This is a genomic window from Halomonas marinisediminis (assembly GCF_004347715.1).
GTDB classification, from domain to species: Bacteria; Pseudomonadota; Gammaproteobacteria; order Pseudomonadales; family Halomonadaceae; genus Halomonas; species Halomonas icarae.
Genome location: NZ_SLTR01000005.1, coordinates 53764 through 78021, shown reverse-complemented (window position 1 = coordinate 78021; position 24258 = coordinate 53764). Strand labels below are relative to the sequence as shown.

Sequence of the window (24258 nt, the reverse complement as noted above, 5' to 3'; positions counted from 1 at the left end):
CGTTGCTGCGCCTCGAATGGCCGCACAGCATAGACCATTTCACGTGGCGCCTACGTAATCACTGCCCTGCTGTACCGAACCGGGCCAGCTGCATCTCACGCAATCGGCTGAGGGTGCGTCGGAAGGGAAAGGAAAGGTGCCCCTGGGGATAGAGCGCCTCCATGGCGACTTCCGCCTCCAGATAGAGCGGCGTGCGTCGGTCATAGCACTCGTCGACCAGGGCGATGAAACGCCGCACGCCATCGTCCCGGCGCGTCAGTGGTGGCAGCTCACGATCTCCCGCCTCGACACGACTGACCCCATCCTCGGTTCCCCTCGCGATGCCTCTTATCGGAGGCGCCTCACTCAGGCAGGGCACGTCATCGAGCAGGATATGCCCAAAGCGGTCGACCAGTTCGATGAAGTCCAGCGCCGCCAGGGGTTGCTCGCAGAGCTCCGTATAGCCGCACCAGACGACCGAGTCGCTGCGCCCACGCACCGCGATGGTGCGATGTCCCAGCTCGATGGGAGCCTGGGTCGTCTGCTCGCCGGCAGTCAGCTCGTCGAAGAGAGTGGGCAGCGCCCTGGGGCTTCCGCTCTCGACGACCCAGTATCGCTGATGGCGGCGCCCGGGATGCAAACGATGATCCTGCCCCTCGCCGAGGTCGACGGTACGCATATGGCGCTCGATGGCGGCAATGGCGGGCAGGAAGCGCTCGCGATTGAAGCCGTCGGCATACAGCTGATAAGGCGCCTGATTGGAGGTGCAGACCAGCACGACCCCCTGCTCGAAGAGTGCCGTCAGGAGACCGCCAAGCAGCATGGCATCGGCGATATCATTGACGAAAAGCTCGTCGAGGCAGAGCACGCGTATCTCGGCCGCCAGCTCCCGGGCCAGGGCGACCAGCGGGTCCGGGGTGCCGCCGAGCCGGAACTGTCGACGATGCACCCAGCGCATGAAGTGGTGGAAGTGCTGCCGTCGAGCGGGCACGCGAAGGCCCCGATGGAAGGCGTCCATCAGCCAGGTCTTGCCGCGCCCCACCGGTCCCCACAGATAGACGCCCGACACCCGGGCCGCCGGTGCCGCGTCATGCACGACACCGAAGCAGGCCTCGAGGGCCTCGGCGGCGACCCGCTGGGGCCTGTCCTCGACGAACCCCTGGTGGGCCAGGGCATGACGATAGGCGGCCAACGGCGTACTCGTCACGAGAGGCCGGCGGGACATCCCATCACTCAGCGTCTCATCAGCCAACGCCTCATCACGCTTCTGTTGCGTCACGCCCCCTCCAGCTGGAAGGGATAGACGCTGCCGATACCCAGCAGCTGGCTGAGTTCATCGAGTGCGGTCAGTGTCTCCCTGGCCAGGGCAGGATCGGCGAGATCCTCGGGGGTGAGGCGGTCGCGGTAGTGACGCTTCACCCAGCCCACCAGCTCGGCATGCAGTCCGTCATCGAGCAGCACACGACCGGAGAGCGCGGCACGCTCCTCGGCCGCCAGCACCACCCGCAGGCGCAGGCAGGCGGGGCCACCACCGTTGCGCATGCTCTGCTTGACGTCCTTGACCACCACCTCGCCGATGGGGTTGGCCCCCGCCAGCAGATGGTCCTGCAGGGTGCGCCAGACACCCTCGTTCTCCCGGCACTCGCCGGGCACCACCAGGGTCATGGAGCCATCCGCATTGGAGAGCAGCTGGGAGTTGAAGAGATACGACCCCACCGCATCCTCGAGACTCACCGCCTCTCGGGGGATTCGCAGGGGAATCAGCGGCGTGCTCATGCGCTCGCGCAGCGCCTCCAGGGTGCCCTCCTCGTCCAGGAAGGCCATCTCGTGGTAGAGCAGCACCGGGCCGTTGCCTACCGCGATCACATCGTTGTGGAAGACCCCGGCGTCGATGGCCTCGGGGTGCTGCTGGGCGAATACCGTCTGCGCCGCGGAGAGGCCATGCTGGCGCGCCACCGCCTGGCTCGCCTCCAGGGTCTGGCGCGCCGGGAAACGTCGCGGCGCCGGGCTCTTCTCGTTCTCCCAGCCGAAGGCGGTGCGGCCATAGACGTAGAGATGCACTCCCGCCTCGCCATGCTCGCCGGCCAGGCGGGTATGGTTGGCCGCCCCCTCGTCGGAAAAGGCCGGGGTGGCGGGCAGCACCGGATGGTGGGCGAAGCGCGCCGGGTCGCGGAAGATCGCCGCCAGCACCCGCCCGGTGGTGGCGGGCTCGAGATAGCGGTGGAAACTCGACTGCAGGTTGGCCGGGGTGAAGTGCACGCGGCCATCGGGGGCATCCCGGCTGGGTGTCACGGTGGCGGCGTTGGCGGTCCACATGCTCGCGGCGGAGCATACCGCGCGCAGTAGCTGCGGCGCCTCGCCGGCGGCCCGAGCCAGCACCTGCTCATCACTGCCGCTAAAGCCCAGCGTTCGCAACGCGCCCAGGTCCGGGCGCTGCTGGGGCGGCAGCACTCCCTGGGGGTATCCCGCGTCCATCAACGCCTTCATCTTGGCCAGCCCCTGCAGGGCCCCCTCCCTGGGGTTGGCCTCCAGGCCTCCATGGCGCATCGATGCCACATTGCCCAGCGCCAGGCCGGCATAGTTGTGGGTGGGGCCCACCAGGCCATCGAAATTGACCTCACGGTAATCCGTGAGACCCTGCTCTGGCTTCAGGTTCTCGTTCACAGGCTCACTCCCGGGGGCAGCTGGTCGGGCAGGTGCAGGTCTTCGCTCTCCATGGAGGCCACCGGATAGGCACAGTAGTCCGCCGCGTAGTAGGCACTCGGCCGATGGTTGCCGCTATCCCCCACCCCGCCGAAGGGAGCATCGCCGGAGGCGCCGGTGGTCTGGCGGTTCCAGTTGACGATGCCCGCCCGAATGCGCAGCAGGAAGTCATCCCAGTCGGCGGGCGTGCCACCGATCAGCCCGGCGGAGAGCCCGTAGCGCGTGGCATTGGCCAGCTCCAGCGCCTCGTCCCAGCTACGGTAACGGTGCAACCGCAGCAGCGGGCCGAAGTGCTCCTCGTCGGGTACTTCCAGGCCGGTGACATCGATCAGCGCCGGACTGAGCAGGCTGGTGCCCTCCTCGAGTCGCTCCATGCGCGCCAGCACCGTGCCACCCTGCGCCTCCAGGGCCGCCTGGGCCGCCAGCAGGCCGTCGGCGGCGGCCACGCTGACCAGGCCGCCGTAGAAGGGGGCCGGTTCGCTGAAGGGGGCGGCGACCCGCAACCGCGAGATGGCATCCACCAGCGCCTCGACAAGGCGGTCGCCCACCTCCCCCTCGGGCACGATCAGGCGACGCGCGCAGGTGCAACGCTGGCCGCCGGAGAGAAAGGCCGACTGCAGGATGGTCAGCACCGCGGCATCCTGGTCGGGCACGTCCCGGACCACCAGCGGATTGTTGCCGCCCAGCTCCAGCGCCAGGATCTTGTCCAGCTGGCCGGCGAACTGACGGTGCAGGATCCCCCCCACCTTGGCGCTGCCGGTGAACAGCAGGCCATCGATACCGGGGTGGGCGGCCAGTGCCTGACCGGTCTCCGCTCCGCCCTGCACCAGGTTGATGACCCCGGCCGGCAGGCCCGCCTCCTGCCAGCACTGCAGGGTCAGGTCGGCGGTCAGCGGCGACTGCTCGCTGGGCTTGAACACGACACTGTTGCCGGCCAGCAGCGCCGGCACCATATGGCCATTGGGCAGATGCCCCGGGAAGTTATAGGGACCGAACACCGCCATCACCCCATGGGGCCGATGACGCAGCACGGCACGCGCCTCTCCCAGGTCACGCTCGCGCTGACCGGTACGTTCCTGACAGGCACGCAGCGAGATCGCCACCTTGCCGATCATGGCACCCACCTCGGTGCGCGCCTCCCACAGCGGCTTGCCGGTCTCGTGGGCGATGGCCGCCGCCAGATCCTCGCGGTGGCTCTCCAGCACCTCCCGGAAACGCTCCACCAGCGCCTGGCGCTCGGCGAAGGAGGTCCTGGCCCAAGCCGGGAAGGCCTCGCGTGCCGCATCCACCGCGGCGGCGACGTCCTCGGCGCTGGCACCTCCGCCCTGCCACAGAGCCTCGTTCGTTACCCCATCGAGCTTGGCAAAGGGTGCAGCGGCACCCTCGCGCCAGCGATCACCGATCAGCAACGCCTGGGTCGGCTTCATGATGCATCCTCCTCGGTATCCAGGATTCGCAGAGTCGCGCCCGTCTCCACTTCGAGGCGGGCCGCCTCGGCGGCGGTAAGGTGCAGGGTGCCATCCGCATCGGGACCGCGCCCCACCCAGGCGGCACGGAAGTGAGCCATCTCGGTGGTTGCCGCCAGCCAGCGCGGACGCTCGCTTGGCTCGGTCAGGCCAGGGTCGATCTCCGCCACACAGCGTCGTGACAGGCGCACTCCTCGCACATCATCGAGATAGGCCTCGACGGTAGGGCCACCATCGAAGATGTCGATGTAGCCTTCCCAGCGCAGTCCCTCCTTCTTTAGCATGGCCAGGGCCGGCCGGGTCTGCTCGTGAACCTTGCCGATGCAGGCCCGCGCCTCGTCGGAGAGGAAGGGGGTGTAGATCGGATACTTGGGCATCAGCTCACCGATAAAGCTCTTCTGGCCCAGCCCGGTCAGGCGGTCGGCCTCGTCGAAATCCATGGGGAAGAAGTGGCTGCCCAGGCAGTGCCAGAAGGGGCTCTTGCCCTGCTCGTCGAAGACCCCGCGCATCTCCGCGAGCACCTTGTCGGGAAAGCGGTCACGGAACTCCGCCATGAACAGCCAGCGCACCATGGAGAGCAGGGCGCCGTTACGCTCGTGTCGGTGGTCGCCGCCGCGGTAGGCGGGGCGCAGAAACAGCGAGGCCACCTCCGCGTCACCGGTGTGATCCGAACACAGGAACAGGGTGTCGATGGTGCGATGCAGGTCGAGCTGCACCGATGAGTGGGCCAGGGTGCCCAGACGGTAGTGATAGAAGGGCGTTTCGCGCCCCACCTCACCCTCGATGGCACAGCAGCCGGCGAGTTGACCGCTGACCTCATCCTCGAGCACGAAGAAGTAGTTGCGACGCCCGGGGGGCGTACGCTCCAGGAAGGTGTCGGTGGTGGCGGCAATCTTCGCGGCCAGAAAGTCACGATTGTCGGGCAGCGACGTGAAGCCGACGCCGGTCTCCCGGGCCAGTGCCTGAAGCTCCTCCAGATCACCCTCGGCGATGGGTCGAATACGCATTACAGCTCCCCCTCGTCATAGCCCGGGTCAAGAGCCTCGGTAGCCGGGTCCTCGCCGCCGGGCAGGGAGAGCGGCGCGGCCAGCACCGCGCGCCCCTCCTCCACGCCCAGCACCTCGGCATGCTCCGGCGAGAGCATCAGCTGGCCGGTGGGGGATAGCGCATAGCGCGCGACTACACAGCGGAAGTCGGCCAGACGCTGGTTGGCGACCATGGCCGGCTCGGCGTCGGGCAGGGTGTGGGCGGGACGGATTCGCACCGGATGCCAGGCGGCGCGCCGAAAGCTCTGCAGGCGCTCCCGCTCGGCCTTGATCACCGGGCCGGCGTCGAAGATATCGACATGACGGGAGCGCTGGAATCCCTCGCCCAGCATCTCCGCCAGGGCCACCTCGTGGTCGGGATGCTCGCGGCCGATGGCGGCCCGCGCCTGGGGCGTGAGCAGCGACAGATAAAGCGGAAACTGCGGCATCACCTCGGCGATAAAACTCTTCGAGCGAATCCCGGCCAGGGTATTGATCTCCTCATAGTCCCGCACGAAGAAGTGGCGCCCCACGCTGTTCCAGAAGGGCGACTCCCCATCCGCGTCCAGATAACCCGGGAAGGCCATGGCCAGTAGTGTGGCGAAACGCTCGGGATACTGAGCGATCAGCATCAGGCGTGCTCGGCGCAACAGGCTCTCGGCGCTGGTACCGCGGTAGCGCGGCGCCAGCGAGTAGGCACACAGCAGGCTCGCCTCCGAGACCTCGTGGGATAGCGCCAGGGTCTGCACCTCACGACGCACGTTGAGCTGCTGGGAGGCGTGGATCAGCGTCTCCTGGCGATAGGTGTAGTAGGCATCCTGGGCGCCGGCCTGGGCCCGCACGGTGGCGGTACCCACTACCTCGCCACGAACCAGGTCCTCGAGCACGAAGGTGTAGTGCTCGTCACCGGGGCACTCCACCGACTTGGCAAAGGCCTGACGCGAGCGCGCGATACGCTCCTCGAGACGGTCGCGATGGACCGGGAGGTTGGTAAGCCGCGGCACGGCACCCCCCGCCAGCCGCTCCAGGGCGGGCAGGTCGGCCGCGGCGATAGGACGCACGACGAGCATGGTGGCGTCTCCTCTCTCGCTCACGAGGCGTCGACCAGGCGTGCCACGGCTCGCCCCAGGCGTGCCATGCCCTCGGCGATATCGGCTTCGGGAATCACCAGCGAGGGCGCCATGCGCAGCACATTGGGCCCGGCGACCAGGGCCATCACGCCCTCCTCGATGGCCAGCGGCAGGATATCCTTGGCCCGGTCACGCCACGCCTCGCTCATCTCGGCACCGACCAGCAGCCCCATGCCGCGCACCTCGCGGAACACCCCGTACTTGGCGTTGATCGCCTCCAGGTGCTCACGGAAGAGGTCGTGACGCTGCCTCACGCCCTCCAGCACCTCGGGGGTATCGATATATTCGATGGCCGCAAGTGCCACCGCCGAGGCCAGCGGGTTGCCACCATAGGTGGAGCCATGGGTGCCCATGGTGAAGGCAGAAGCGACGCGATCGGTGGCCAGCATGGCCCCAACCGGGAAGCCACCGCCCAGGGCCTTGGCGCTGGTGAGGATATCCGGGGTCACGCCGAGCTGCTGGTAGGCATAGAGCGAGCCGGTACGGCCCACGCCGGTCTGTACCTCGTCGAAGATCAGCAGGGCGTCGTGGGCATCGCACAGGTCGCGCAGCCCCTGCAGGAAGTCACGCTGACCGGGCAGCACCCCACCCTCGCCCTGCATCGGCTCCACCATCACCGCGCAGGTATCGTCGTTGATCAGGTCACGTACGCTGTCGAGATTGTTGTACTCGCCATGGACGATGCCGCCGGGCACCGGGCCGAACCCCTGGGCGTACTTGGGCTGGCCGCCCACGCTGACGGTGAAGAAGGTGCGCCCGTGAAAGGACTGGGAGAAGGAGACGATACGGTGCTTGTGCTCACCGGCCTGGTCGAAGGCCCAGCGCCGGGCCAGCTTGAGCGCTGCCTCGTTGGCCTCTCCCCCGGAGGAGCACAGGAACACCTTGTCGGCGAAGGTGCGCTCCACCAGGGTACGCGCCAGCTTGAGGGCAGGTTCGTTGGTATAGACATTGGAGAGGTGCCAGAGCCGGTCGGCCTGCTCCTTGAGGGCCTCGACCAGTACCGGGTGGCAGTGCCCAAGCCCGTTGACGGCGATACCGCCGGCGAAGTCGATATACTCACGGCCCTGCTGGTCCCACAGTCGGCTGCCTTCGCCGCGCACCGGAATCACCTGCTGGGGGGAGTAGTTCGGCACCATGTAGTGGTCGAAGTCGGCGCGGGTCGGGGTCTGGCTCATGACATCCTCCTGTGAAGTCGGGAAAGCGCATTCAGGATGCGCCAGCCCTCGAGTATAGAGAGGCGCGCCATCCACCGCTTTCAGCGTTGGGACGCCAACTTGTGAAAAAGCCCCTCACTCCGGCTGGTTGGGCTAGGCTGGAGACGTTCCCCTGCGAGGAGCCGCGCATGTTCAATACCACCACCTGGAACCGACGGCGCTATAACCTCTACGCCCCCATCTACGACGCCGTGGCCCGGCGCGCCTTCCGCCGTGCACGCCGCATCGCCCTCTCCCGGGTGCACTGGCAGCGCGGCATGCGGGTGCTGGTGGTGGGTGCCGGCACCGGGCTCGACCTCTACTTCCTGCCCCGGGACGTCGAACTCCACGCCAGCGATCTCGCACCGGCCATGGTGCGGCGTCTCGCGCGCCGCGCCGAGTCGCTGGGCATGGACGTCCAGACCACGGTGATGGATGCCGAGTGCCTGGAGTACCCGGACGACCACTTCGATGTGGTGGTGATGCACCTGATACTCGCGGTGATGCCCGACCCGCAGCGGGGTCTGGCCGAGGCAAGGCGGGTGATGAAGCCGGACGGCCAGCTCTGCGTGCTGGACAAGTTTCAGGCCGATGATCGCCCCTCCGGCGTGGGTCGCCGGGCCCTCAACGCCCTGACCTCGGCCATCGCCACCGACATTACCCGTCAGGCCCGCCCGCTGCTCGAGGCAGGCGGTTTCGTTATCGAGCAGGATACGCCGGTGATGATGGGCTCGCTGGTTCGCGCCCTGTTGGCCAGGCCGGCCTGATCAGCTCAGGCGCTCCTCTCGCGGCGTCAGACCGAAGTGATTTCGGTAGGTGGTGGAGAAGTGCGCCGCCGAGGAGAAGCCGGTCACCAGGGCGATCTCGCCCGCCGGCCGGTCGCTCTCGCGCAGCAGCCGCCGGGCCCGCTGCAGCCGCAGCCCCATGTAGTAGCGGCTGGGCACCGCCTGCAGGTGCTTCTTGAACAGGCGTTCCAGCTGGCGACGGGAGACCCCCAGGTGCTCGGCCAGCTCATGGGTCGTCAGGGGCTCCTCGATATTGGCTTCCATCAGGGTCACGGCATCGACCAGGCTCTGAGGAGCGCCGGCCAGCGGCGCCGATGGCTGGGGCTCGTCGGCCATGCGCACTCGCTCCAGCACGAAGTGCGCCGAGACCCGCTCGGCAAGCTCGCTGCCATGATGCGTCGCTATCAGGGTCATCATCATGTCCATGGCCGCGGTACCGCCGCCGCAGGTCAACCGGTCGCGGTCGATCTCGAACAGCTGACGCGAGAGGCGGACCCTCGGATGAGCGCCCGCCACCGCCTCGAACCGAGGCCAGGGCACCGTGGCCCGATAACCGTCGAGCAGGCCGGCACTGGCCAGCAGCTCGGCACCACCACCGATGCCCGCCAGGCTGCGTCCCTGGGCGGCCAGCCGCCGTAGCCAGACAAGCAGCGTCGGCTCCGGTGCCTCGCCCCAGGGAGCACAGACCAACAGCAGGTCGAGGGCGTCATCCTTGGCGATGGCGCGATCGGGAGTCAGCACCTGACGCGAACCGCTGGGAACCGGACGATCATCCAGCCCCAGGGTGACGAGAGAATAGAGAGGAGTGTCGGCCAGCCGATTGGCCACCGCCAACGGCTCGGTGGCACATGCCTCGGACAGCAGGGAGAACCCCGGCATTACCACCACCCCTACCCGACGCAGGGGTGAGGCGGTGGAGGTGGCTGGCATATCGGGCATGCGGGACTCTCGAAACAACAGGATCGCCCATTGTAGCCAAAGCCCCGACTCGCGGCAGCCCTACCGGTCGCGCACGGCTAGCCGCTCATGCCCACCACCAGTAGATAACCCAGCACGGCAACCGCCAGCACGATGACCAGCGGCAGCAGCCAAGGCAGGCCCCGGGAGGGCTCGCGCGCCTCGGGCTGCGTCTCATCGGGCTCGGGGTGGGCGAAGTCTTCGGGCTCGTTCACTTCCTTGAGGTGCTGCAGTTCCTCTTCGGGGGTCTGGCTCTGACGGGTATCCATGCGCCCTCCGGGTCTGCGAGTATCAGGCAGGCCGCCGGGAGGCGCCCTGCCCTTACAGGGTTACGACATCGAATTCCGCCACGGGATCCACGTCGGCATCATAGTCGACATCATCCCGCTCGAAGCCGAACAGCTTCAGGAACTCGTGCTTGTACCCAGCATAGTCGGTAATCTCGAAGAGGTTCTCGGTGGTCACGCGCGGCCAGAGCTCCTTGCACGCCTGCTGAACATCATCGCGCAGCTCCCAGTCATCCAGGCGCAGACGGCCGGCCTCATCGGTCTCGGCGCTGTCGCCCTGCCCCTCGCCCAGGTAGAGACGCTCGCCGAACAGCCGGTTGAGCTGATCGATGGTGCCCTCGTGCAGCCCCTTCTCCTTCATTACCTTGTAGACCATGGCGATATAGAGCGGCATGACTGGAATGGCCGCACTGGCCTGGGTCACCACCGACTTGAGCACCGCCACATTGGCGCCACCGCCGGTGGCCATAAGACGCTGATTGATCTCGCCGGCGGCACGATCCAGATCCTCCTTGGCCTTGCCCAGGGCACCATGCCAGTAGATCGGCCAGGTGATCTCGGTACCGATATAGCTGAAGGCCACGCTGCGGGCACCGGGGGCCAGCACGCCGGCACGATCCAGGGCATCGATCCACAGTTCCCAGTCTTCACCGCCCATCACCGCTCGGGTATCCTCGATCTCCTGCTCGGTGGCGGGCTCGACCTCGGCCTCGATGATGGTGTCCTTGTTGGTATCGATGGCGGTGGCGCGATAGGTCTCGCCGATCGGCTTGAGGCTGGAACGCTTGAGCTCGCCCGAGTCGGGCAGCTTGCGTACCGGTGAAGCCAGCGAGTAGACCACCAGGTCGACCTGCCCCAGGTCCTGCTGGATCAGCTCGATCGCCTTCTCGCGGGCCTCATGGGAGAACGCATCGCCGTTGATCGACTTGCTGTAGAGTCCTTCGGCCTTGGCGAACTTGTCGAAGGCGGCGCTGTTGTACCAGCCGGCGGTGCCCGGCTTCTTCTCGCTGCCGGGCTTCTCGAAGAACACTCCCAGGGTATCGGCGCCGTAGCCGAAGGCGGCGGTGACGCGGGCCGCCAGGCCGTAGCCGCTGGAGGCGCCGATCACCAGCACCTTCTTGGGGCGCGGCTCTCCGTCACCGAGGGCCTTGTCCAGGCCGCGGGCCCGGGTCGCCTCGATCTGCTCGAGCACGTTCTTCTCGCAACCGACGGGGTGGGTAGTGGTGCAGATGAAACCGCGTACCTTGGGCTTGATGATCACGTCAGACCTCGCTGTTTGTGTGGTGGGCGGCCTCGGCCACCCTGTCATGGAGTGGTAATCGCTCTATTCTAGCCGTTCACATCCACCGCTGTCCGCCCTTGAGCCCGACCGGTAGCTGGGGCAGGATGCCGTCCTGAAGCTGGTTACCCTTGCCTAACCCCCGGGAGCAAACGATGGATGCCCAGACCCTGGTCGATGAACGCGGTGAACTGTGGCTGGCGCTTGCACCGCTATGGCTGGAGCGTGAACCCGGCGAGCGCGACTATGCGCAGATGCTCGAGGTGATCGAACGCCACGGGCTTACGGTCAACGAACTGGAGTGGGTGTTTCGCATCGAGCTGGCGCCGGTCCTGGCGCGCCACCAGATGTCGGTGGTCGGCGAGTGGCGGCGCTTCGACGACCATGCGCTGATGAAGCAGCTGGTGGCCCACAATCTGCGGCTCAAGGGGTGGCGACGCAAGAGCTGGGCGCTCTTCTCGGGGCTGACGACCATGATGACGCGGCATCGCTGGAACGAACTGATCGGCCGCCTGATGGTAGAGCGCGGCGAGACACCTCCATGATGAACAGGCTCTCGCAACGTCAGGCTGGAACGAGAGGATCTCGAGCCCCCTCAGGTCTCATCCAGGGCCAGCTCGATGGCGATGCGTAGCTCATCCTCCCCGTCACGGGGCGAGAAGCGACGGATCACCCGGCCATCACGCCCCACCAGGAACTTGGTGAAGTTCCACTTGATCATGCCGGTGCCCAGCAGTCCGGGTGCCTGGCGCTTGAGCTCGACAAACAGCGGGTCGGCATCACCGCCGTTGACCTTCACCTTCTCCATCAGCGGAAAGCTGACCTGGTAGTCGCGCGCACTCAAGGTGCAGAACTCCTGCGCGGACTCCGGCGATTGGCGGCCAAACTGATTGCAGGGGAAGCCAATCACCATGAAACCACGCTGGCGATAACGTCGATAGAGTCGCTCCAGCTCACGCAGCTGGGGCGTGAAGCCGCAACGACTGGCGACATTGACGATAAGCAGCACCTGGCCACGCAGCGCGCCGAAGTTGAAGGGCTCGCCCTGGGCGGTGCGACACTGTTGATCGTGGATGGTCATGCGCGGGCCCCGATAGTCGATATCCTTCACGATGCCACGCCGCCCACGGCGGCGCTACCCCGGGCGACCCTGACTGGCCAATCGCCGCTTCACCTCGGCGACCCGACGCCCCAGGATCTGGCGGCGGCTGCGGCGCTCGCCGGGCCCCAGACGTGCATAGCGCAGGCGCTCGAACTGGTGGGCACAGTCGCACAGGGCGGGGCCAGCCGCTTCGGCGGAACCGGCCAGGCGGCGCAGATGAGCGGCCGGCGACTCTCCACCGTGGGGCGGCATGCCACGCCGCGTGAGCCAGGCCTGCAGCCGACGGATCCTGAGCGCCTCGTCGCGCCCCTCGCGGTGCCTTCGCCAGGCGGCCCGTAACCCGACCAGCAATCCGCATAGCCCCACGCCCACCAGCACCAAGCCCATCAGCCACGTCAGGGGGGCGCGGCTGGAGAGCTGCTCCTGCAGGGCGTTCCAGAAGGCCTGGAGCCGTTCGACCACCCGAGCCACCAGTGCGCTGCGCGCTTCGTCGCGGTAGCCGATCACGCCACGCTGCCAGCGGTATTCCAGACGCTCCCAGTCCAGCCGCAGGCGATTCACCCAACCCACGCCCCGCAGATGGAGCGGCGAGAAGGGGGCGTCGGCCAGATAGGCATCGCCAGCCCCCTCCACCGCCGCCGCGCCCTGCTCGATACGCTCAGGTGCGATGGCGGCAGTGGGATCCAGGCGCCGCCAGCTATCGTCCAGCCACACCTCGACCCACGCATGAGCGTCGTAGTCGCGCACCGTGAAGTGACCGTCCGGGTGGCGCTCACCGCCCAGGAAGCCCGCCACGATGCGTGCCGGCAACCCGACGGAGCGGGCCATTACCGCCATGGCCGAGGCGTAGTGGGTGCAGTAGCCGGCACGACTCTCGAACAGGAACTCGTCGACCCGATCGCGTGAGGTCAGCCGCGGTGGGGACAGGGTGTAGCGGAACGGCGCCTCGCCGAAACGCGACATCAGGGCCGCCAGGAAGGCCCGAGGCTCGCCCCCAGCCTGCTGCCACAGGCGCTGGGCCAGCTCTCGGCTGCGTGGATTGCCCTCGGCGGGCAGTCGGGTGTGCCGATGGATCCCCTGGGGCTCAAGCCAGCTCGGGGCCATGCCGCTGCTCGAAAGGTGCAGCAGACCACGCGAGGCGAGCGGCGTGAGCCCCTCCACGGTACCGTCGGCCAGCCAGCGCAGTCGCTCGCCGCTGATTTGAGGAGTGCCCAGCGAGGGACGCCAGGGGCGTCTATCAGGCTCGAGCAGCAGCTCGGCCTCGAAGTGCGGCGCAGTCACCGACGACCAGGGGGAGCGCCTCCCTTCTGCCACCCAGGGCGACTCTCCCTGTTCCAACGCCGTAGCAAAGCGCGACGGCGAGGCCCGTCGCCATCGCTCACCATCGAACTCCGAGAGGGTGTAGACCCGCCAGTAGCGCTCACCCGGAGCGGGTTCGTCCCCCTCGAAGCGCGCCCTGAAGGCACGGCGGTCGCTGCGCGACAGGTCGGCGATATCGCCAGGAGCGATCTCATCGGTCAGCCCCGTGGCGGCACGGTCGGCCTGGGGAAGGTTCCACAGCGGGCCGAAGCGCGGAAAGCCCAGGAACAGCAGCACCATCAGCGGCGCCGCCAGCCCCAGCAGCCAGGCGCTCTCGTGCCACGCCTGCCGCGCATTGGCAGCGCCAGCCAGCCACACCAACGAGTAGATCAGCCAGGCCACCGCCAGCAGTGCCACGGCGGCCATGGCGATGCCCTGGCTGTGCAGGAAGGCCACCGTGGTGGCGACCATGCCGATCAGCACGACCACTCGAGCGTCACGGCGGCTGTGGGTCTCGAGCAGCTTGAGCAGATAGACCCCGAGCAGCAGGCCGATCATCGCCTCCATGCGCCCGAGGGTGCCGTAGTGCAGCCACAGGCCACCGGCCAGGGCCGCGACGCCGACCAGGCGCAGCACGACCCCGGCACGAGGCAGGCGACGACGCAGCTGAAGATAGCGGTAACCGGCTACCAGGGCAGCGAGGCCGCCCAGCCAGGCGGGCATGTAGGTCAGGTGCAGGGCCAGCACCAGACACTGACCGACAAACAGCCGGCGCAGCATGGACGCACTCAGGGTATGACCATCAGCCAGCACCACCGCCCCCGCCGCGCGTCGACTCATGGTGTGCCTCCCGGGTTGCTGCCGGAACGAAAGCGCGCCAGCGCCGTCAGCGCCTGGCGGCGCTGGGAAGCCCCCTCGCCCTGAGCGAGGGTCACCCCCGGCAGGCGCAGTCCGAAGCGATCACCGGCCTGGTGATGGGTCAGCACCCGTGCACAGAGGGTCGACAGGCGCGTCTCGAGATCACCACGACAGCCATCGTAATCCAGCCAGAGCTGCTGGCGTGGCGGTGTGCTGAAGACCTTGGCCGTCAGCACACCGGTGCGGCTCCACTGCTTCCAGGCCAGTCGCGCCGGGCTGTCACCCGGCACGGCGCGGCGCAGACCGGCGAAATCGCCCGACTCGAGACCCGGCCCGGCATGGCGGTGCTCATTAATCTCCTCGCCCCGGGGGCGCGGGTAGACCAGCAGCGCCTCGTCACTCGCCAGCCAGGCGACGGCGCGGACCAGGCCCAGCGGCCAGGCGCTCTCCAGGCGCAGCAGCGGCAGGCGTTGTTCCCCTCGGGGGCAGGCCGGCAGACGCAGGGTGGCCTCGCCACGCCCCGTGGCAAGATCCAGGGTGGTACTCCCTGCCCTGGCACTCTCTTCTGTGACCCTCCCCCCTGCGGCATGCACCTCGATGGCATGGCGCGGGCGCCCTCCTTCCAGGACCACACCGAGGCGCACCTCGTCGCCGGCGAAGGTCTCGGCGGGCAGGCGCAGGGTGGCACGCACGCCGAGCAGATTGCGCCAGGTCCGCAGCAGCGCCACGCTCGCCACGGCAAACAGCCAGAAGGAGAGAGCGTAGGCGAGGCTGTTCTGGTAATTGATACCAAGCAACAGCAACAGCAGGACCAGCACCGCCCAGCCCACCCCGAAGCGAGTGGGGAGCAGAAAGAGGCGACGCTGGGGCAGCGCCATGCCCGGCGCGATCGCCATGCGTCGCCACCAGCGCCGCCCCGCCGACCGGGTGAGCACGACTATCCCATCACCGCCACGCGGCCCAGTAGATGGTTGGCCAGGACCTCGCCCTCCTCCCGCCGACCGCTGCTCAGGCGATGTCCCACCACCGCCCCCCATACCGCCTGCACATCCTCGGGCAGCACGTGGTCGCGCCCCTCGAGCAACGCCCACCCTCGCGCCGCCTGAAGCAGTGCCAGGGCGCCGCGAGTCGAGAGCCCCCAGGCCAGCTCGGGATGGTCGCGGCTGGCGGCAACCAGCGCCTGCACATAGTCAAGCAGCGGCTCGGCCACATGGATATCGGCCAGCTTCGCCTGCCAGGCGCGGAGCCGCTCGGCGTCCAGCAGTGCCGGCAGCCTGGCCAGATGCTCGCGACCCGCACGACCGCTCAGGATCTCGCGCTCTGCCCGGGCATCGGGGTACCCCAACGAGAGACGCATCAGGAAGCGGTCGAGCTGAGACTCGGGCAGCGCGAAGGTACCCGCCTGCTCCTGGGGGTTCTGGGTGGCAATGACGAAGAAGGGGTCCGGCAGCGAGCGGGTCTCCCCCTCCACGGTCACCCTGCCCTCCTCCATGGCCTCGAGCAGAGCACTCTGGGTCTTGGGGGTGGCGCGGTTGATCTCATCGGCCAGCACCACGCCGTGGAAGATTGGCCCGGGATGGAAGGTGAAACGCGCCTCACGCGGATCGAACACCGAGACACCGAGCACATCGGCAGGCAGCAGGTCACTGGTGAACTGCAGGCGCTGCATGCCCAGTCCAGTCACCCTGGCCAGGGCCTGGGCCAGGGTAGTCTTGCCCAGGCCCGGCAGGTCCTCGATCAGCAGATGTCCACGACACAGCAGGCAACAGAGCGCCAGTCGCACCTCGCGAGACTTGCCCAGCACCACCCTTTCGAGGGCTGCCGTCACGGCGTCCAGGTCGGTGAGGTTCACGGGCCGGTTCATGCAGCGCCCTCCAGCAGCCCCGCGTCACGCAGAGCCTCAACGGCCTGTCGGGTATCCGGGGTAATGCCGTCCAGGGCCAGGGCCTCGGCAGGCGGCAGCCAGAACGCCTCGGCCACCTCCTCCGCCTGGAGGGCCAGGGGCCCATCATGTTCGACCAGGTAGAGACTCCCGAAGATATGGTTGCCATCCCGGGCATGCACGAAGTCTCCCGCCGGCATCAGCGTCGCACCGTGGATGCCCAGCTCCTCCTCGAGCTCGCGACGGGCCGCCAGATGAACCGCCTCCCCGGCCCCCACCACGCCACCGGCGGCCAGGTCGAGCCCGCCGGGGAAGACCTCCTTGGTCAGGGTGCGGCGCTGGACGCAGAGCTCGCCACGAGCATTGCACACCACCACATAGGTGGCACGGTGCCAGAAGCGGAAACGACGCATCTCGGCGCGCCAGGCACTGCCGCATGGGCGATTGCGGGAATCCACCAGCTGGATGCGCTCGCGGGCGATATGCGGCGCCGGCAGACGCGAATCATCGATCATGGCTGTGCTCCCGAAAAAATGCCTTCAGCCTAACCAGTCCCGGGCGTGACGTCACGTTGACCGCGCGCCCAGCGAGTTCCATGCTCAAGCTAGGCCGCCGACGCGGAGAGCCGCCATGCCCGATCACGCCCCCCGTATTCACCTGATTACCCACGAGGTAGCCAACCAACCGCCCCCGGGCGGCGACCGCGACCTGCTGATCGATGATCTTCCTCTGCGTGAGGCCCTGGCCCGGGAGGCGCCGCCCTGGGTCGCCGAGCATCTGGCCCCGCTGGGGCGCGAGATCGGCAGCGAGCGCGTTCGTGACCTGGGTGAGCAGGCCAACCGTCACCCCCCCGAGCTGAGGCTCTTCGACCGCCATGGGCGGCGGCTCGATGAGGTGGTCTACCACCCGGCCTATCACCAGCTGATGGACCTGGCCATCGAGGGCGGCTGGCACGCCGTGGCCTGGCAGCAGGAGGGCCGTGGCGGCCACCAGGCCCATGTCGCCGCCCTTTATCTGATGACCCAGGCCGAGCCGGGGTTCTGCTGCCCGGTGACCATGACCCATGCCGCCATGCCGGTGTTGCGCCACTCGCCCGGCGTGGCGGCCCGCTGGGTACCGGGGCTGCTGGCCAACCACTATGATTCTCGTGCCCTGCCGGCAAGCCAGAAACAGGGGCTGACCTTCGGCATGGCCATGACCGAGAAGCAGGGCGGCAGCGATGTCAGAAGCAATTCAACCCAGGCCCAGCCCAGCGCCACCCCTCAGGGAGAGCCCGCCGAGGGCGGCTGGCGACTGACCGGCCACAAGTGGTTCTGCAGCGCCCCCATGTCCGACGCCTTCCTGACGCTGGCCCAGACCGGAGCTGGGCTGGGCTGCTTTCTCGTACCGCGCTTCACCCCCGATGGTGAACGCAATACCATCGAGATTCAGCGACTCAAGGACAAGTGCGGCAATCGTGCCAATGCCTCGGCGGAGATCGAGTACCACGGTGCCTGGGCCGAGCCCATCGGGGCACCCGATCGCGGCATCGCCACCCTCCTCGAGATGGTGCAGCAGACCCGTCTGGATGCCGCTACCGCCCCGGTGGGCATGATGCGCCAGGCCCTGGTCGAGGCCTGGCTCCACGCCCAGGGCCGCCACGTCTTCGGCCGGGTGCTGGCCGAGCAACCGCTGATGCGGACGGTGATCGCCGACATGGCGCTGGAGGTGGAGGCCGGTGTCGCCCTTTCGCTGCGCACCGCCCGCGCCTTCGACGGCGCGGCCCGGGGCGATCCCAGCGAACGCGCCCTGGCCCGGCTGATGCCGGCACTGGCCAAGTACTGGCACAACAAACGGGGGCCCGGGTTCATCGCCGAGGCCATGGAGTGCCTGGGTGGCATCGGCTATGTGGAGGAGGCACCGCTGGCGCGCCTCTACCGCGAGGCACCGGTCAACTCGATCTGGGAGGGCTCGGGCAACGTCATCTGCCTGGACGTGCTTCGGGCGCTTGCACGCCACCCCGAGGTGCTGGAGGCGCTATGGCAGGAGCTGGCCCCGGTGCGTGGACAACAGAGCGAGCTGGACGCCGCCCTGAGTGATCTGGAGCGACTGCTCGACGCCTCGCCGCCGGAGCGGGAGCTACGGGCGCGCTGGCTCGTCCAGCGCCTGGCTCAGTGCCTGCAGGGGGCATTGCTGCTGCGCCATGCCCCGAACGCGGTCGGCGAAACCTTCTGCCGAACGCGGCTGGGCAGCGAGGCGAGCCCCGCCTATGGCGTGCTGCCCATGGGAGCTCCAATCGCGGAGATACTCGCACGCCTGCCAGGCTAGGCGTTCAGTCAGGCCAAGTGTTCAGCCCGGCAGCGCTCCGGCGACGACCCGCGCCGCCAGGGCCAGGAGCATGACGCCGGTGGCGCGATTGATCCAGTGGGCATGTCGCTGCAACCAGGGCAATACCCGGGAGTGGGAAAGCCCCAGGGCCACCAGTACGTACCAGCCGCCATCGATCAGCATGGCGGTGAACACGATCACCCCTTGAGCCATCAGGCTCATGCCCGGGCTGATGAACTGGCTGAGCAGGGCGATGAAGAACAGGATCAGCTTGGGGTTACCCAGCGCCACCAGCACACCATCGCGAGCCGCCTGGCGGCGCGTGGTCGCCACCACCCCCGCCTCCAGCGGGCCGTGGCGCCCGGCTCGCAGCGCTCGTATGCCCATCCAGGCCAGATACGCCGCACCGCCCCAGCCAATGATCTGGAACAGCATCGGCTGACGCACGATCAGCGCGCCCAGCCCCCACACGGTGAGCAGTGCATAGAAGCCGACGCCCAGGGCATGCGAGAGCCCTGCCACCACGCCAGGGGCACGACCGCCACCCAGGGTATGGCGCAGGACCATGGCCAGGCTGGGGCCCGGCGACATGGCCCCCATGGCACATACCGCCGCCAGAGAGAGCCATAGAGAGAAAGGCATCGCGGCGGCCTCAGCGGTGGTACTGCTTCTCGCGTTCGGGCTGCCACAGAACGGCATCTATCCGCAGATGCACCTGACCACCGTCGGGCAGCGGCCAGTCGATGGTGTCACCGACCCGCTGGCCGATCAGACCGGCACCTACCGGCGCCATCACCGAGATGGCATCCTCCACCTCACCCATCGAATGGGGGTAGACCAGGGTGCGCGTCATCTGACGGTCGCGTTTCAGATCGGTGAACTGGACGCGGCTATTCATGCTGACCACATCCTCGGGAATTTCCTCGGGATCTACCACCTCGCCACGCTCGAGCTCTTCCTCGAGAGCATCGGCCACAAAGCGGTCCTTGTCGCTGGCCTCATCAATGAGACGCTGCAGACGATCGGCATCGAGCCGATTGATGGTAATAGGGGGACGAGACAGCATGACACCTCCTGCACGCTGATAAACGATCATTGGCGCTTACCAAGAAAACCAACAAAGACAGTCCCTCACCCGCGAGTGGGCGAAGGACTGCAAAGTTCCACCATACGACATCCCGCGACGCCGCAACAGTCCTTGCATCATTCAGTCCATTCGCGCGCAGTTCACCCCGCATGGCGGGCTGCAGCCTGCTATGCGACCGACTAGAATGGAAGCCCACTTGAAAACGGAAGATGTCATGTCAATTCGACCGTTCGCCTGGCTGATGATCGGACTGGGCATACTGCTTCCCATCATGGGCTGGCAAGTCGCCAGCCCTGCCGGTTTCGTCGGCCCGGCACTGATCCTGCTGGGAATCCTGTTACTGGTGACCCGCCGTGGACGCTGAGCGCGGCCCCACCAGTCTGAGCGGCCTGCTGGCACGGGTCAGACAGGCCGGCCAGCATGAAGGCAGCATCAGCCTTGGTGCCATTCTGGAGACGGTCGGGCGTCGCAGTTTCGCTCCCTTCCTGCTGCTCGCCGGCCTGATAACGCTGGCTCCCCTGGTCGGCGATATCCCGGGCATGCCGACACTGATGGCGAGCCTGGTGTTGCTGGCGGGCGGTCAACTCCTGCTGGGGCGGCGACGCATCTGGCTACCGCGATGGCTGCTGGAGCGCCGCATCTCGCGCGAGCGCTTTCACCGCCTGCTGGGCTGGCTGGAACACCCCGCCGGCTGGACGGACCGGTTGCTGCATCAGCGCCTGACCGCTTTGACCCGCCCCCCGGCCCATGTTGTCGTGGCCGTGGTCTGCCTGGTGATCGCACTGGCCATGCCGCCCATGGAGTTCATCCCCTTCAGTGCCAACGGCGCCGGTCTCGCGCTGACCCTGTTCGGTCTGGCCCTGCTCGCCGACGATGGCCTGTTCGCCCTGGCGGGCTATCTGCTCACCGGTGGCACCCTGGCCGTGGTCGTCTTCAGCCTGACCTGAGTCACACCTGCGATACGGAGTCCCCATGACACCTCCCAGCTCTCATCCCAAGAAGCATCTCAAGCGGGGGCTCTCCGTGGCGGCGCGCATCGGCTATATCGCCAAGGGAGTCGTCTATCTGCTGATCGGGGGCCTGGCCGTGCTGGCCGCAACCGGCCTGGGAGGTGAGCATGCGGGCACCAAGGAGTCCATCAACCAGCTGATCCAACGTCCATTCGGGGACACCATGGTGGGACTGCTCGGCGCCGGGCTGTTCGCCTATGCTCTCTGGCGACTGCTGCAGGCCCTGCTGGACAGCGAGGACGCTGGCCGCGGAGCCAAGGGCGTCGTCACGCGTCTGGGCTTCACGGTCAGCAGCCTGACCCACGCCAGCCTCGGGGTCTACTGCATCGACCTGCTGCGCAATGCGGCGATGTCATCGGGCGACACTGCCGCCCAGGACCGTACGGCCCTGCTGATGAGTCACCAGGGAGGTGTCATTCTGGTCTTCTGTGTCGGCCTGGCATTCCTGGGAGTCGGCCTGCGCCAGCTATGGCGAGCCATCACCCGAAGCTACCTCGACAACTGGCATCATCGCCAGATGTCGACCGGCCAGCGCCGTTTCTTCGAGGGCATTACCCGCTGGGGCCTCCTGGCACGGGGCGTGGTCTTCATGATCATCGGCCTGTTCCTGTGCCTGGCGGCCTGGCAAACAGACCCCAGCCAGGCCCAGGGCCTCGGTGGCGCGCTGACGGTGCTGGCCGCCCGTCCCTTCGGTCCCTGGCTGCTCGGTGCAGTGGCTCTCGGCCTGTTCAGCTACGGCCTCTACTGCCTGATCAACGCCGCCTTTCGGGACACCAGCGTCGACTGATTCATGCACGCCTCCCCCCCCGGGAGTGGGTGTGAACGCTACTCAGCACCCGATGGCCGAGTCGGCGCAGAAGAGGACACTGCACGAGGGCGGGGCAAGGTGAAAGAGAAGGGCTAGAAACGCGAACAGCCGCTCGTAGGCGGCTGTTCTGGAAGTGGTACCGGCGGTCGGACTCGAACCGACAAGAGGTTGCCCCCGGCGGATTTTGAATCCGCTGCGTCTACCAATTCCGCCACGCCGGCAACGCGCGAGGCATTATACGTACACCCGGCCGCAGGTCAATCGCGGACCTGACTTCAGGCGACCAAGCCGGTATCCTAGGCGGCTTGCCAGACACCACCGGACCCCGAACCGCATGCAGCGAGCCGACTTCCATTTCGAGCTTCCCGACGAGCTTATCGCCCGCTACCCCTCCGAGCAGCGTACCGACTGCCGGCTGCTGTGCGTGGATGGCCCGAGCGGGGAGCTATCCCACCGCCGCTTCCCGGATCTGCTCGAGATTCTCGAACCGGGCGATCTGCTGGTGTTCAACGACACCCGGGTGATCCCGGCGCGGCTCCATGGTCACAAGGCCAGCGGAGGCAGGGTGGAGATGCTGCTCGAGCGCCTCCTGGATGCTCACCGCGGCCTGGCCCACTTGCGCTCCAGCAAGTCACCCAAGCCCGGCACCGAGCTGGTCTTCGAGGGCGACGTCCGGGCCGTGGTGGAGGGTCGCCGCGACGCCCTGTTCGAGCTGCGCTTCCTCGGCGAGACGCCGCTGATCGAGCTTCTCGAGCGCCATGGCCATATGCCGCTGCCGCCCTATATCGACCGCGACGACGAGCGCAGCGACCGCGAGCGCTACCAGACCGTCTATGCACGACGCGATGGCGCAGTCGCCGCCCCCACCGCGGGGCTGCACTTCGACGAGCCCCTGCTCGAGCGGCTGGCCGAAAAGGGTATCGAGCGCGCCTTCGTCACCCTTCACGTGGGGGCCGGCACCTTCCAGCCGGTACGCGTCGATAATATCCGCGAACACCAGATGCACAGCGAGTGGCTGGAGGTGAGCGAGGAGACCTGCGCCAAGATAGAGGCCGCCCGCGCGTCCGGCCGCCGCGTCATCGCCGTGGGCACCACCAGCGTACGCTGCCTGGAGAGTGCCTGCGCCAAGAGCACGGATGGCGAGATCGCCCCCTATCGCGGCGAGACCGATATCTTCATCTATCCGGGCTACGAATGGCGCTGCGTCGATGCCCTGATCACCAACTTCCACCTGCCGGAGTCCACCCTGCTGATGCTGGTGGCCTCCTTCGCCGGGTACGACACCACCCTCGCGGCCTATCGCGAGGCGGTCGCCAAGTGCTACGCCTTCTTTAGTTATGGCGATGCCATGTTTTTGACCCGCCAGGGCTCCTGACTCGCCCAACCTCCTGCTCCGTCAACGCACCCGATGCGCCCAATTTCGAGACTCACATGCGTAACGAATGCTTCATGACCTTCGAGCGCCTGGCCAGCGATGGCCGGGCGCGCCGCGGCCGCCTCACCTTTCCCCGAGGCAGCGTCGAGACCCCTGCCTTCATGCCGGTGGGCACCTATGGCACCGTCAAGGGGATGACGCCCCAGTCGGTCGAGGAGATCGGCGCCGAGATCATCCTCGGCAATACCTTCCACCTCTGGCTGCGCCCCGGCATGGAGGTGATCGAGGGCCACGGCGACCTGCACGACTTTGCCCAGTGGCACAAGCCGATCCTTACCGACTCCGGCGGCTTCCAGGTCTTCTCCCTGGGCGCCATGCGCAAGATCACCGAGCAGGGCGTCCACTTCCGCTCGCCGGTGGATGGCGCCAAGGTCTTCATGGGCCCCGAGGAGTCCATGGCGGTGCAGCGCTCGCTGGGCTCCGACGTGGTGATGATCTTCGATGAGTGCACCCCCTACCCGGCTACCGAGAAGGAAGCACGGCTCTCCATGGAGCGCTCGCTGCGCTGGGCAGAACGCTCACGCGATGCCCATGGCAGCTCCCCCTCGGCCCTGTTCGGCATTATCCAGGGCGGCATGTATCCCGAACTCCGCGAACGCTCCCTCGAGGGGCTGATCAAGATCGGCTTCGATGGCCTGGCCATCGGTGGGCTCTCGGTGGGCGAACCCAAGGAGGAGATGATCCGGGTACTCGACTACCTGCCCGGCTGGATGCCCGAGGACAAGCCCCGCTACCTGATGGGGGTGGGCAAGCCCGAGGACCTGGTGGAAGGCGTGCGCCGCGGCGTCGACATGTTCGACTGCGTGATGCCGACCCGCAACGCCCGCAACGGCCATCTGTTTACCGCCACGGGCACCGTGAAGATCCGCAACGCCCGCCACCGCCACGACACCGGCCCGCTGGATGAAGAGTGCGACTGTTATACCTGTCAGCACTTCTCCCGTGCCTATCTGCACCATCTGGATCGCTGCGGTGAAATGCTCGGTTCGATGCTCAATACCATCCATAACCTGCGCCACTACCAGCGACTGATGGCCGGTTTGCGCGGTGCCATTGAAGCGGGTACATTGGCGAACTTCGTGGAAGGCTTCTATGCCCGGCGCGGCCTGCCGGTGCCTCCCGCCCCGAATTGACGGCAACCGGTACCGGTTCTTCAGGGCCCGGTACCGGTTTCGACTGCCTCGCGAAAGAGACAGCCCCCTTACCTACCCCAATCAGGAGACCCTCATCAATGCTGGATTTCTTCATCGCCCCGGCCTATGCCCAGGATGCCCCCGCCGGTGGCGGCATCGCCCAGATCGTCATGCTGGTCGGCTTCGTTGCCATCTTCTACTTCCTGCTGTGGCGCCCCCAGGCCAAGCGTGCCAAGCAGCACAAGCAGCTTATCGCCGGCCTCGCCAAGGGTGACGAGATCGTCATCGGCGGCGGCATGCTCGGCCGCATCACCAAGGTCAGCGACGACAGCGAATTCCTGACCATGGAGATTGCCGAGGGCACCCAGGTCAACGTGCAGAAGAACGCCGTGGCCGCCGTGCTGCCCAAGGGCACCATCAAGTCCATCTGACCCGTTTCCTGCCCGGTGCCGGCATCTCGCACGCCGGCGCCGACCTTCGACCGCCGCCGGCCATGCCGGTGGCGACCGTAGTGTGATCGCGTCAGCTCCCCC

The 24258-nt window shown here is 67.5% G+C and carries 25 protein-coding genes and 1 tRNA gene; 9 read left to right on the top strand and 17 right to left on the bottom strand.

From position 1 onward, the window contains the following. Positions 1–58: 58 nt before the first annotated feature. The 6 genes from zapE to E0702_RS05705 are packed head-to-tail and all read right to left on the bottom strand — an operon-like array spanning position 59 to position 7478. On the bottom strand, positions 59–1258 hold the full coding sequence (gene zapE / locus E0702_RS05730; protein ID WP_240721680.1) for a cell division protein ZapE: 1200 nt from the start codon (positions 1256–1258) through the stop codon (positions 59–61). Next, entirely contained in the window at positions 1255–2643 is a 1389-nt protein-coding gene (gene astB / locus E0702_RS05725; RefSeq protein WP_240721679.1) for an N-succinylarginine dihydrolase, read from the bottom strand. The genes zapE and astB overlap by 4 nt, the downstream gene beginning before the upstream one ends. Beyond that, the gene (gene astD, locus E0702_RS05720; protein ID WP_132042019.1) at positions 2640–4109 is read right to left on the bottom strand and encodes a succinylglutamate-semialdehyde dehydrogenase; all 1470 of its coding nucleotides are present in this window, start codon (positions 4107–4109) and stop codon (positions 2640–2642) included. Before astD ends, astB begins: the two co-directional genes overlap by 4 nt. After that, positions 4106–5155, bottom strand: a complete 1050-nt coding sequence (astA, locus tag E0702_RS05715) for an arginine N-succinyltransferase (RefSeq protein ID WP_132042018.1) — start codon at positions 5153–5155, stop codon at positions 4106–4108. Before astA ends, astD begins: the two co-directional genes overlap by 4 nt. Continuing rightward, positions 5155–6243, bottom strand: coding sequence for an arginine N-succinyltransferase (locus E0702_RS05710; RefSeq protein WP_132042017.1), 1089 nt, complete (start codon positions 6241–6243; stop codon positions 5155–5157). The genes astA and E0702_RS05710 overlap by 1 nt, the downstream gene beginning before the upstream one ends. A 20-nt stretch (positions 6244–6263) precedes the next feature. Continuing rightward, positions 6264–7478 (bottom strand): aspartate aminotransferase family protein, encoded by a 1215-nt coding sequence (locus E0702_RS05705; RefSeq protein ID WP_132042016.1) that lies wholly within the window; start codon positions 7476–7478, stop codon positions 6264–6266. Positions 7479–7645: 167 nt separating this feature from the next. Between E0702_RS05705 and E0702_RS05700 the strand changes: the two genes are divergently transcribed. Next, positions 7646–8263 (top strand): class I SAM-dependent methyltransferase, encoded by a 618-nt coding sequence (locus E0702_RS05700; RefSeq protein ID WP_132042015.1) that lies wholly within the window; start codon positions 7646–7648, stop codon positions 8261–8263. On the opposite strand, the gene E0702_RS05695 is transcribed toward E0702_RS05700, so the two are convergent. The 3 genes from E0702_RS05695 to fabV all read right to left on the bottom strand — a co-directional run bounded on the left by E0702_RS05695 (position 8264) and on the right by fabV (position 10786). Then, positions 8264–9220, bottom strand: coding sequence for a GlxA family transcriptional regulator (locus tag E0702_RS05695; protein WP_205741891.1), 957 nt, complete (start codon positions 9218–9220; stop codon positions 8264–8266). It lies immediately after the preceding gene. 77 nt (positions 9221–9297) lie between these two features. Further along, entirely contained in the window at positions 9298–9507 is a 210-nt protein-coding gene (locus E0702_RS05690) for a hypothetical protein (protein WP_132042014.1), read from the bottom strand. A 52-nt stretch (positions 9508–9559) separates the two neighbouring features. Beyond that, a complete protein-coding gene (gene fabV / locus E0702_RS05685; protein WP_132042013.1) occupies positions 9560–10786 on the bottom strand; it encodes an enoyl-ACP reductase FabV in 1227 nt (408 codons plus the stop codon). A gap of 173 nt (positions 10787–10959) precedes the next feature. Between fabV and E0702_RS05680 the strand changes: the two genes are divergently transcribed. Then, positions 10960–11349, top strand: a complete 390-nt coding sequence (locus E0702_RS05680) for a DUF7079 family protein (protein ID WP_132042012.1) — start codon at positions 10960–10962, stop codon at positions 11347–11349. 50 nt (positions 11350–11399) lie between these two features. Here E0702_RS05680 and E0702_RS05675 read toward each other — a convergent pair whose 3' ends face one another. From E0702_RS05675 to E0702_RS05655, 5 genes are read right to left on the bottom strand one after another with little or no spacing between them, the layout of a single operon-like run. Further along, complete coding sequence (locus E0702_RS05675; RefSeq protein ID WP_132042083.1) at positions 11400–11885, bottom strand: glutathione peroxidase; 486 nt, start codon at positions 11883–11885, stop codon at positions 11400–11402. Positions 11886–11939: 54 nt separating this feature from the next. Next, positions 11940–14045: a transglutaminase TgpA family protein gene (locus E0702_RS05670; RefSeq protein WP_132042011.1), complete on the bottom strand. Its 2106-nt coding sequence runs from the start codon at positions 14043–14045 to the stop codon at positions 11940–11942. Next, positions 14042–14998, bottom strand: a complete 957-nt coding sequence (locus tag E0702_RS05665; RefSeq protein ID WP_165927490.1) for a DUF58 domain-containing protein — start codon at positions 14996–14998, stop codon at positions 14042–14044. Before E0702_RS05665 ends, E0702_RS05670 begins: the two co-directional genes overlap by 4 nt. A gap of 2 nt (positions 14999–15000) precedes the next feature. Then, the gene (locus E0702_RS05660) at positions 15001–15927 is read right to left on the bottom strand and encodes an AAA family ATPase (RefSeq protein WP_132042009.1); all 927 of its coding nucleotides are present in this window, start codon (positions 15925–15927) and stop codon (positions 15001–15003) included. Next, positions 15924–16460, bottom strand: a complete 537-nt coding sequence (locus tag E0702_RS05655; protein WP_132042008.1) for an NUDIX hydrolase — start codon at positions 16458–16460, stop codon at positions 15924–15926. The genes E0702_RS05660 and E0702_RS05655 overlap by 4 nt, the downstream gene beginning before the upstream one ends. Positions 16461–16575: 115 nt before the next feature. On the opposite strand from E0702_RS05655, the gene E0702_RS05650 reads away from it, so the two are divergent. Beyond that, entirely contained in the window at positions 16576–18252 is a 1677-nt protein-coding gene (locus E0702_RS05650; protein ID WP_132042007.1) for an acyl-CoA dehydrogenase family protein, read from the top strand. 21 nt (positions 18253–18273) lie between these two features. Here E0702_RS05650 and E0702_RS05645 read toward each other — a convergent pair whose 3' ends face one another. After that, entirely contained in the window at positions 18274–18894 is a 621-nt protein-coding gene (locus E0702_RS05645; RefSeq protein ID WP_132042006.1) for a LysE family translocator, read from the bottom strand. Between the two features lie 10 nt (positions 18895–18904). After that, on the bottom strand, positions 18905–19318 hold the full coding sequence (gene rnk / locus E0702_RS05640) for a nucleoside diphosphate kinase regulator (RefSeq protein WP_132042005.1): 414 nt from the start codon (positions 19316–19318) through the stop codon (positions 18905–18907). A 235-nt stretch (positions 19319–19553) separates the two neighbouring features. Here rnk and E0702_RS19030 point away from each other — a divergent pair, with 235 nt between their 5' ends. From E0702_RS19030 to E0702_RS05630, 3 genes are read left to right on the top strand one after another with little or no spacing between them, the layout of a single operon-like run. Next, entirely contained in the window at positions 19554–19703 is a 150-nt protein-coding gene (locus tag E0702_RS19030) for a hypothetical protein (protein WP_165927489.1), read from the top strand. Beyond that, a complete protein-coding gene (locus tag E0702_RS05635) occupies positions 19693–20286 on the top strand; it encodes an exopolysaccharide biosynthesis protein (protein ID WP_132042004.1) in 594 nt (197 codons plus the stop codon). Before E0702_RS19030 ends, E0702_RS05635 begins: the two co-directional genes overlap by 11 nt. 25 nt (positions 20287–20311) lie before the next feature. After that, positions 20312–21136: a DUF1206 domain-containing protein gene (locus tag E0702_RS05630; RefSeq protein WP_132042003.1), complete on the top strand. Its 825-nt coding sequence runs from the start codon at positions 20312–20314 to the stop codon at positions 21134–21136. 155 nt (positions 21137–21291) lie between these two features. Here E0702_RS05630 and E0702_RS05625 read toward each other — a convergent pair. After that, positions 21292–21378, bottom strand: a tRNA-Leu gene (locus E0702_RS05625). A gap of 113 nt (positions 21379–21491) precedes the next feature. Between E0702_RS05625 and queA the strand changes: the two genes are divergently transcribed. The 3 genes from queA to yajC all read left to right on the top strand — a co-directional run bounded on the left by queA (position 21492) and on the right by yajC (position 24156). Beyond that, on the top strand, positions 21492–22532 hold the full coding sequence (queA, locus tag E0702_RS05620; RefSeq protein WP_132042002.1) for a tRNA preQ1(34) S-adenosylmethionine ribosyltransferase-isomerase QueA: 1041 nt from the start codon (positions 21492–21494) through the stop codon (positions 22530–22532). 74 nt (positions 22533–22606) lie between these two features. Next, on the top strand, positions 22607–23725 hold the full coding sequence (gene tgt / locus E0702_RS05615; RefSeq protein ID WP_205741893.1) for a tRNA guanosine(34) transglycosylase Tgt: 1119 nt from the start codon (positions 22607–22609) through the stop codon (positions 23723–23725). Between the two features lie 98 nt (positions 23726–23823). Next, on the top strand, positions 23824–24156 hold the full coding sequence (yajC, locus tag E0702_RS05610) for a preprotein translocase subunit YajC (protein ID WP_132042000.1): 333 nt from the start codon (positions 23824–23826) through the stop codon (positions 24154–24156). The last annotated feature ends 102 nt before the right edge of the window (positions 24157–24258 follow it).

Excerpts from the sequence above, each read along its gene's own strand:
- astA (WP_132042018.1), bottom strand. The coding sequence starts at position 5,155 with ATGCGTATTCGACCCATCGCCGAGGGTGATCTGGAGGAGCTTCAGGCA.
- E0702_RS05695 (WP_205741891.1), bottom strand. The coding sequence starts at position 9,220 with ATGCCCGATATGCCAGCCACCTCCACCGCCTCACCCCTGCGTCGGGTA.
- queA (WP_132042002.1), top strand. The coding sequence starts at position 21,492 with ATGCAGCGAGCCGACTTCCATTTCGAGCTTCCCGACGAGCTTATCGCC.
- yajC (WP_132042000.1), top strand. The coding sequence starts at position 23,824 with ATGCTGGATTTCTTCATCGCCCCGGCCTATGCCCAGGATGCCCCCGCC.
- E0702_RS19030 (WP_165927489.1), top strand. The coding sequence starts at position 19,554 with ATGTCAATTCGACCGTTCGCCTGGCTGATGATCGGACTGGGCATACTG.
- E0702_RS05655 (WP_132042008.1), bottom strand. The coding sequence starts at position 16,460 with ATGATCGATGATTCGCGTCTGCCGGCGCCGCATATCGCCCGCGAGCGC.
- E0702_RS05645 (WP_132042006.1), bottom strand. The coding sequence starts at position 18,894 with ATGCCTTTCTCTCTATGGCTCTCTCTGGCGGCGGTATGTGCCATGGGG.
- E0702_RS05710 (WP_132042017.1), bottom strand. The coding sequence starts at position 6,243 with ATGCTCGTCGTGCGTCCTATCGCCGCGGCCGACCTGCCCGCCCTGGAG.
- E0702_RS05705 (WP_132042016.1), bottom strand. The coding sequence starts at position 7,478 with ATGAGCCAGACCCCGACCCGCGCCGACTTCGACCACTACATGGTGCCG.
- E0702_RS05660 (WP_132042009.1), bottom strand. The coding sequence starts at position 15,927 with ATGAACCGGCCCGTGAACCTCACCGACCTGGACGCCGTGACGGCAGCC.
- astD (WP_132042019.1), bottom strand. The coding sequence starts at position 4,109 with ATGAAGCCGACCCAGGCGTTGCTGATCGGTGATCGCTGGCGCGAGGGT.
- E0702_RS05650 (WP_132042007.1), top strand. The coding sequence starts at position 16,576 with ATGCCCGATCACGCCCCCCGTATTCACCTGATTACCCACGAGGTAGCC.
- E0702_RS05700 (WP_132042015.1), top strand. The coding sequence starts at position 7,646 with ATGTTCAATACCACCACCTGGAACCGACGGCGCTATAACCTCTACGCC.
- E0702_RS05670 (WP_132042011.1), bottom strand. The coding sequence starts at position 14,045 with ATGAGTCGACGCGCGGCGGGGGCGGTGGTGCTGGCTGATGGTCATACC.
- E0702_RS05690 (WP_132042014.1), bottom strand. The coding sequence starts at position 9,507 with ATGGATACCCGTCAGAGCCAGACCCCCGAAGAGGAACTGCAGCACCTC.
- E0702_RS05680 (WP_132042012.1), top strand. The coding sequence starts at position 10,960 with ATGGATGCCCAGACCCTGGTCGATGAACGCGGTGAACTGTGGCTGGCG.
- E0702_RS05630 (WP_132042003.1), top strand. The coding sequence starts at position 20,312 with ATGACACCTCCCAGCTCTCATCCCAAGAAGCATCTCAAGCGGGGGCTC.
- tgt (WP_205741893.1), top strand. The coding sequence starts at position 22,607 with ATGACCTTCGAGCGCCTGGCCAGCGATGGCCGGGCGCGCCGCGGCCGC.
- E0702_RS05675 (WP_132042083.1), bottom strand. The coding sequence starts at position 11,885 with ATGACCATCCACGATCAACAGTGTCGCACCGCCCAGGGCGAGCCCTTC.
- rnk (WP_132042005.1), bottom strand. The coding sequence starts at position 19,318 with ATGCTGTCTCGTCCCCCTATTACCATCAATCGGCTCGATGCCGATCGT.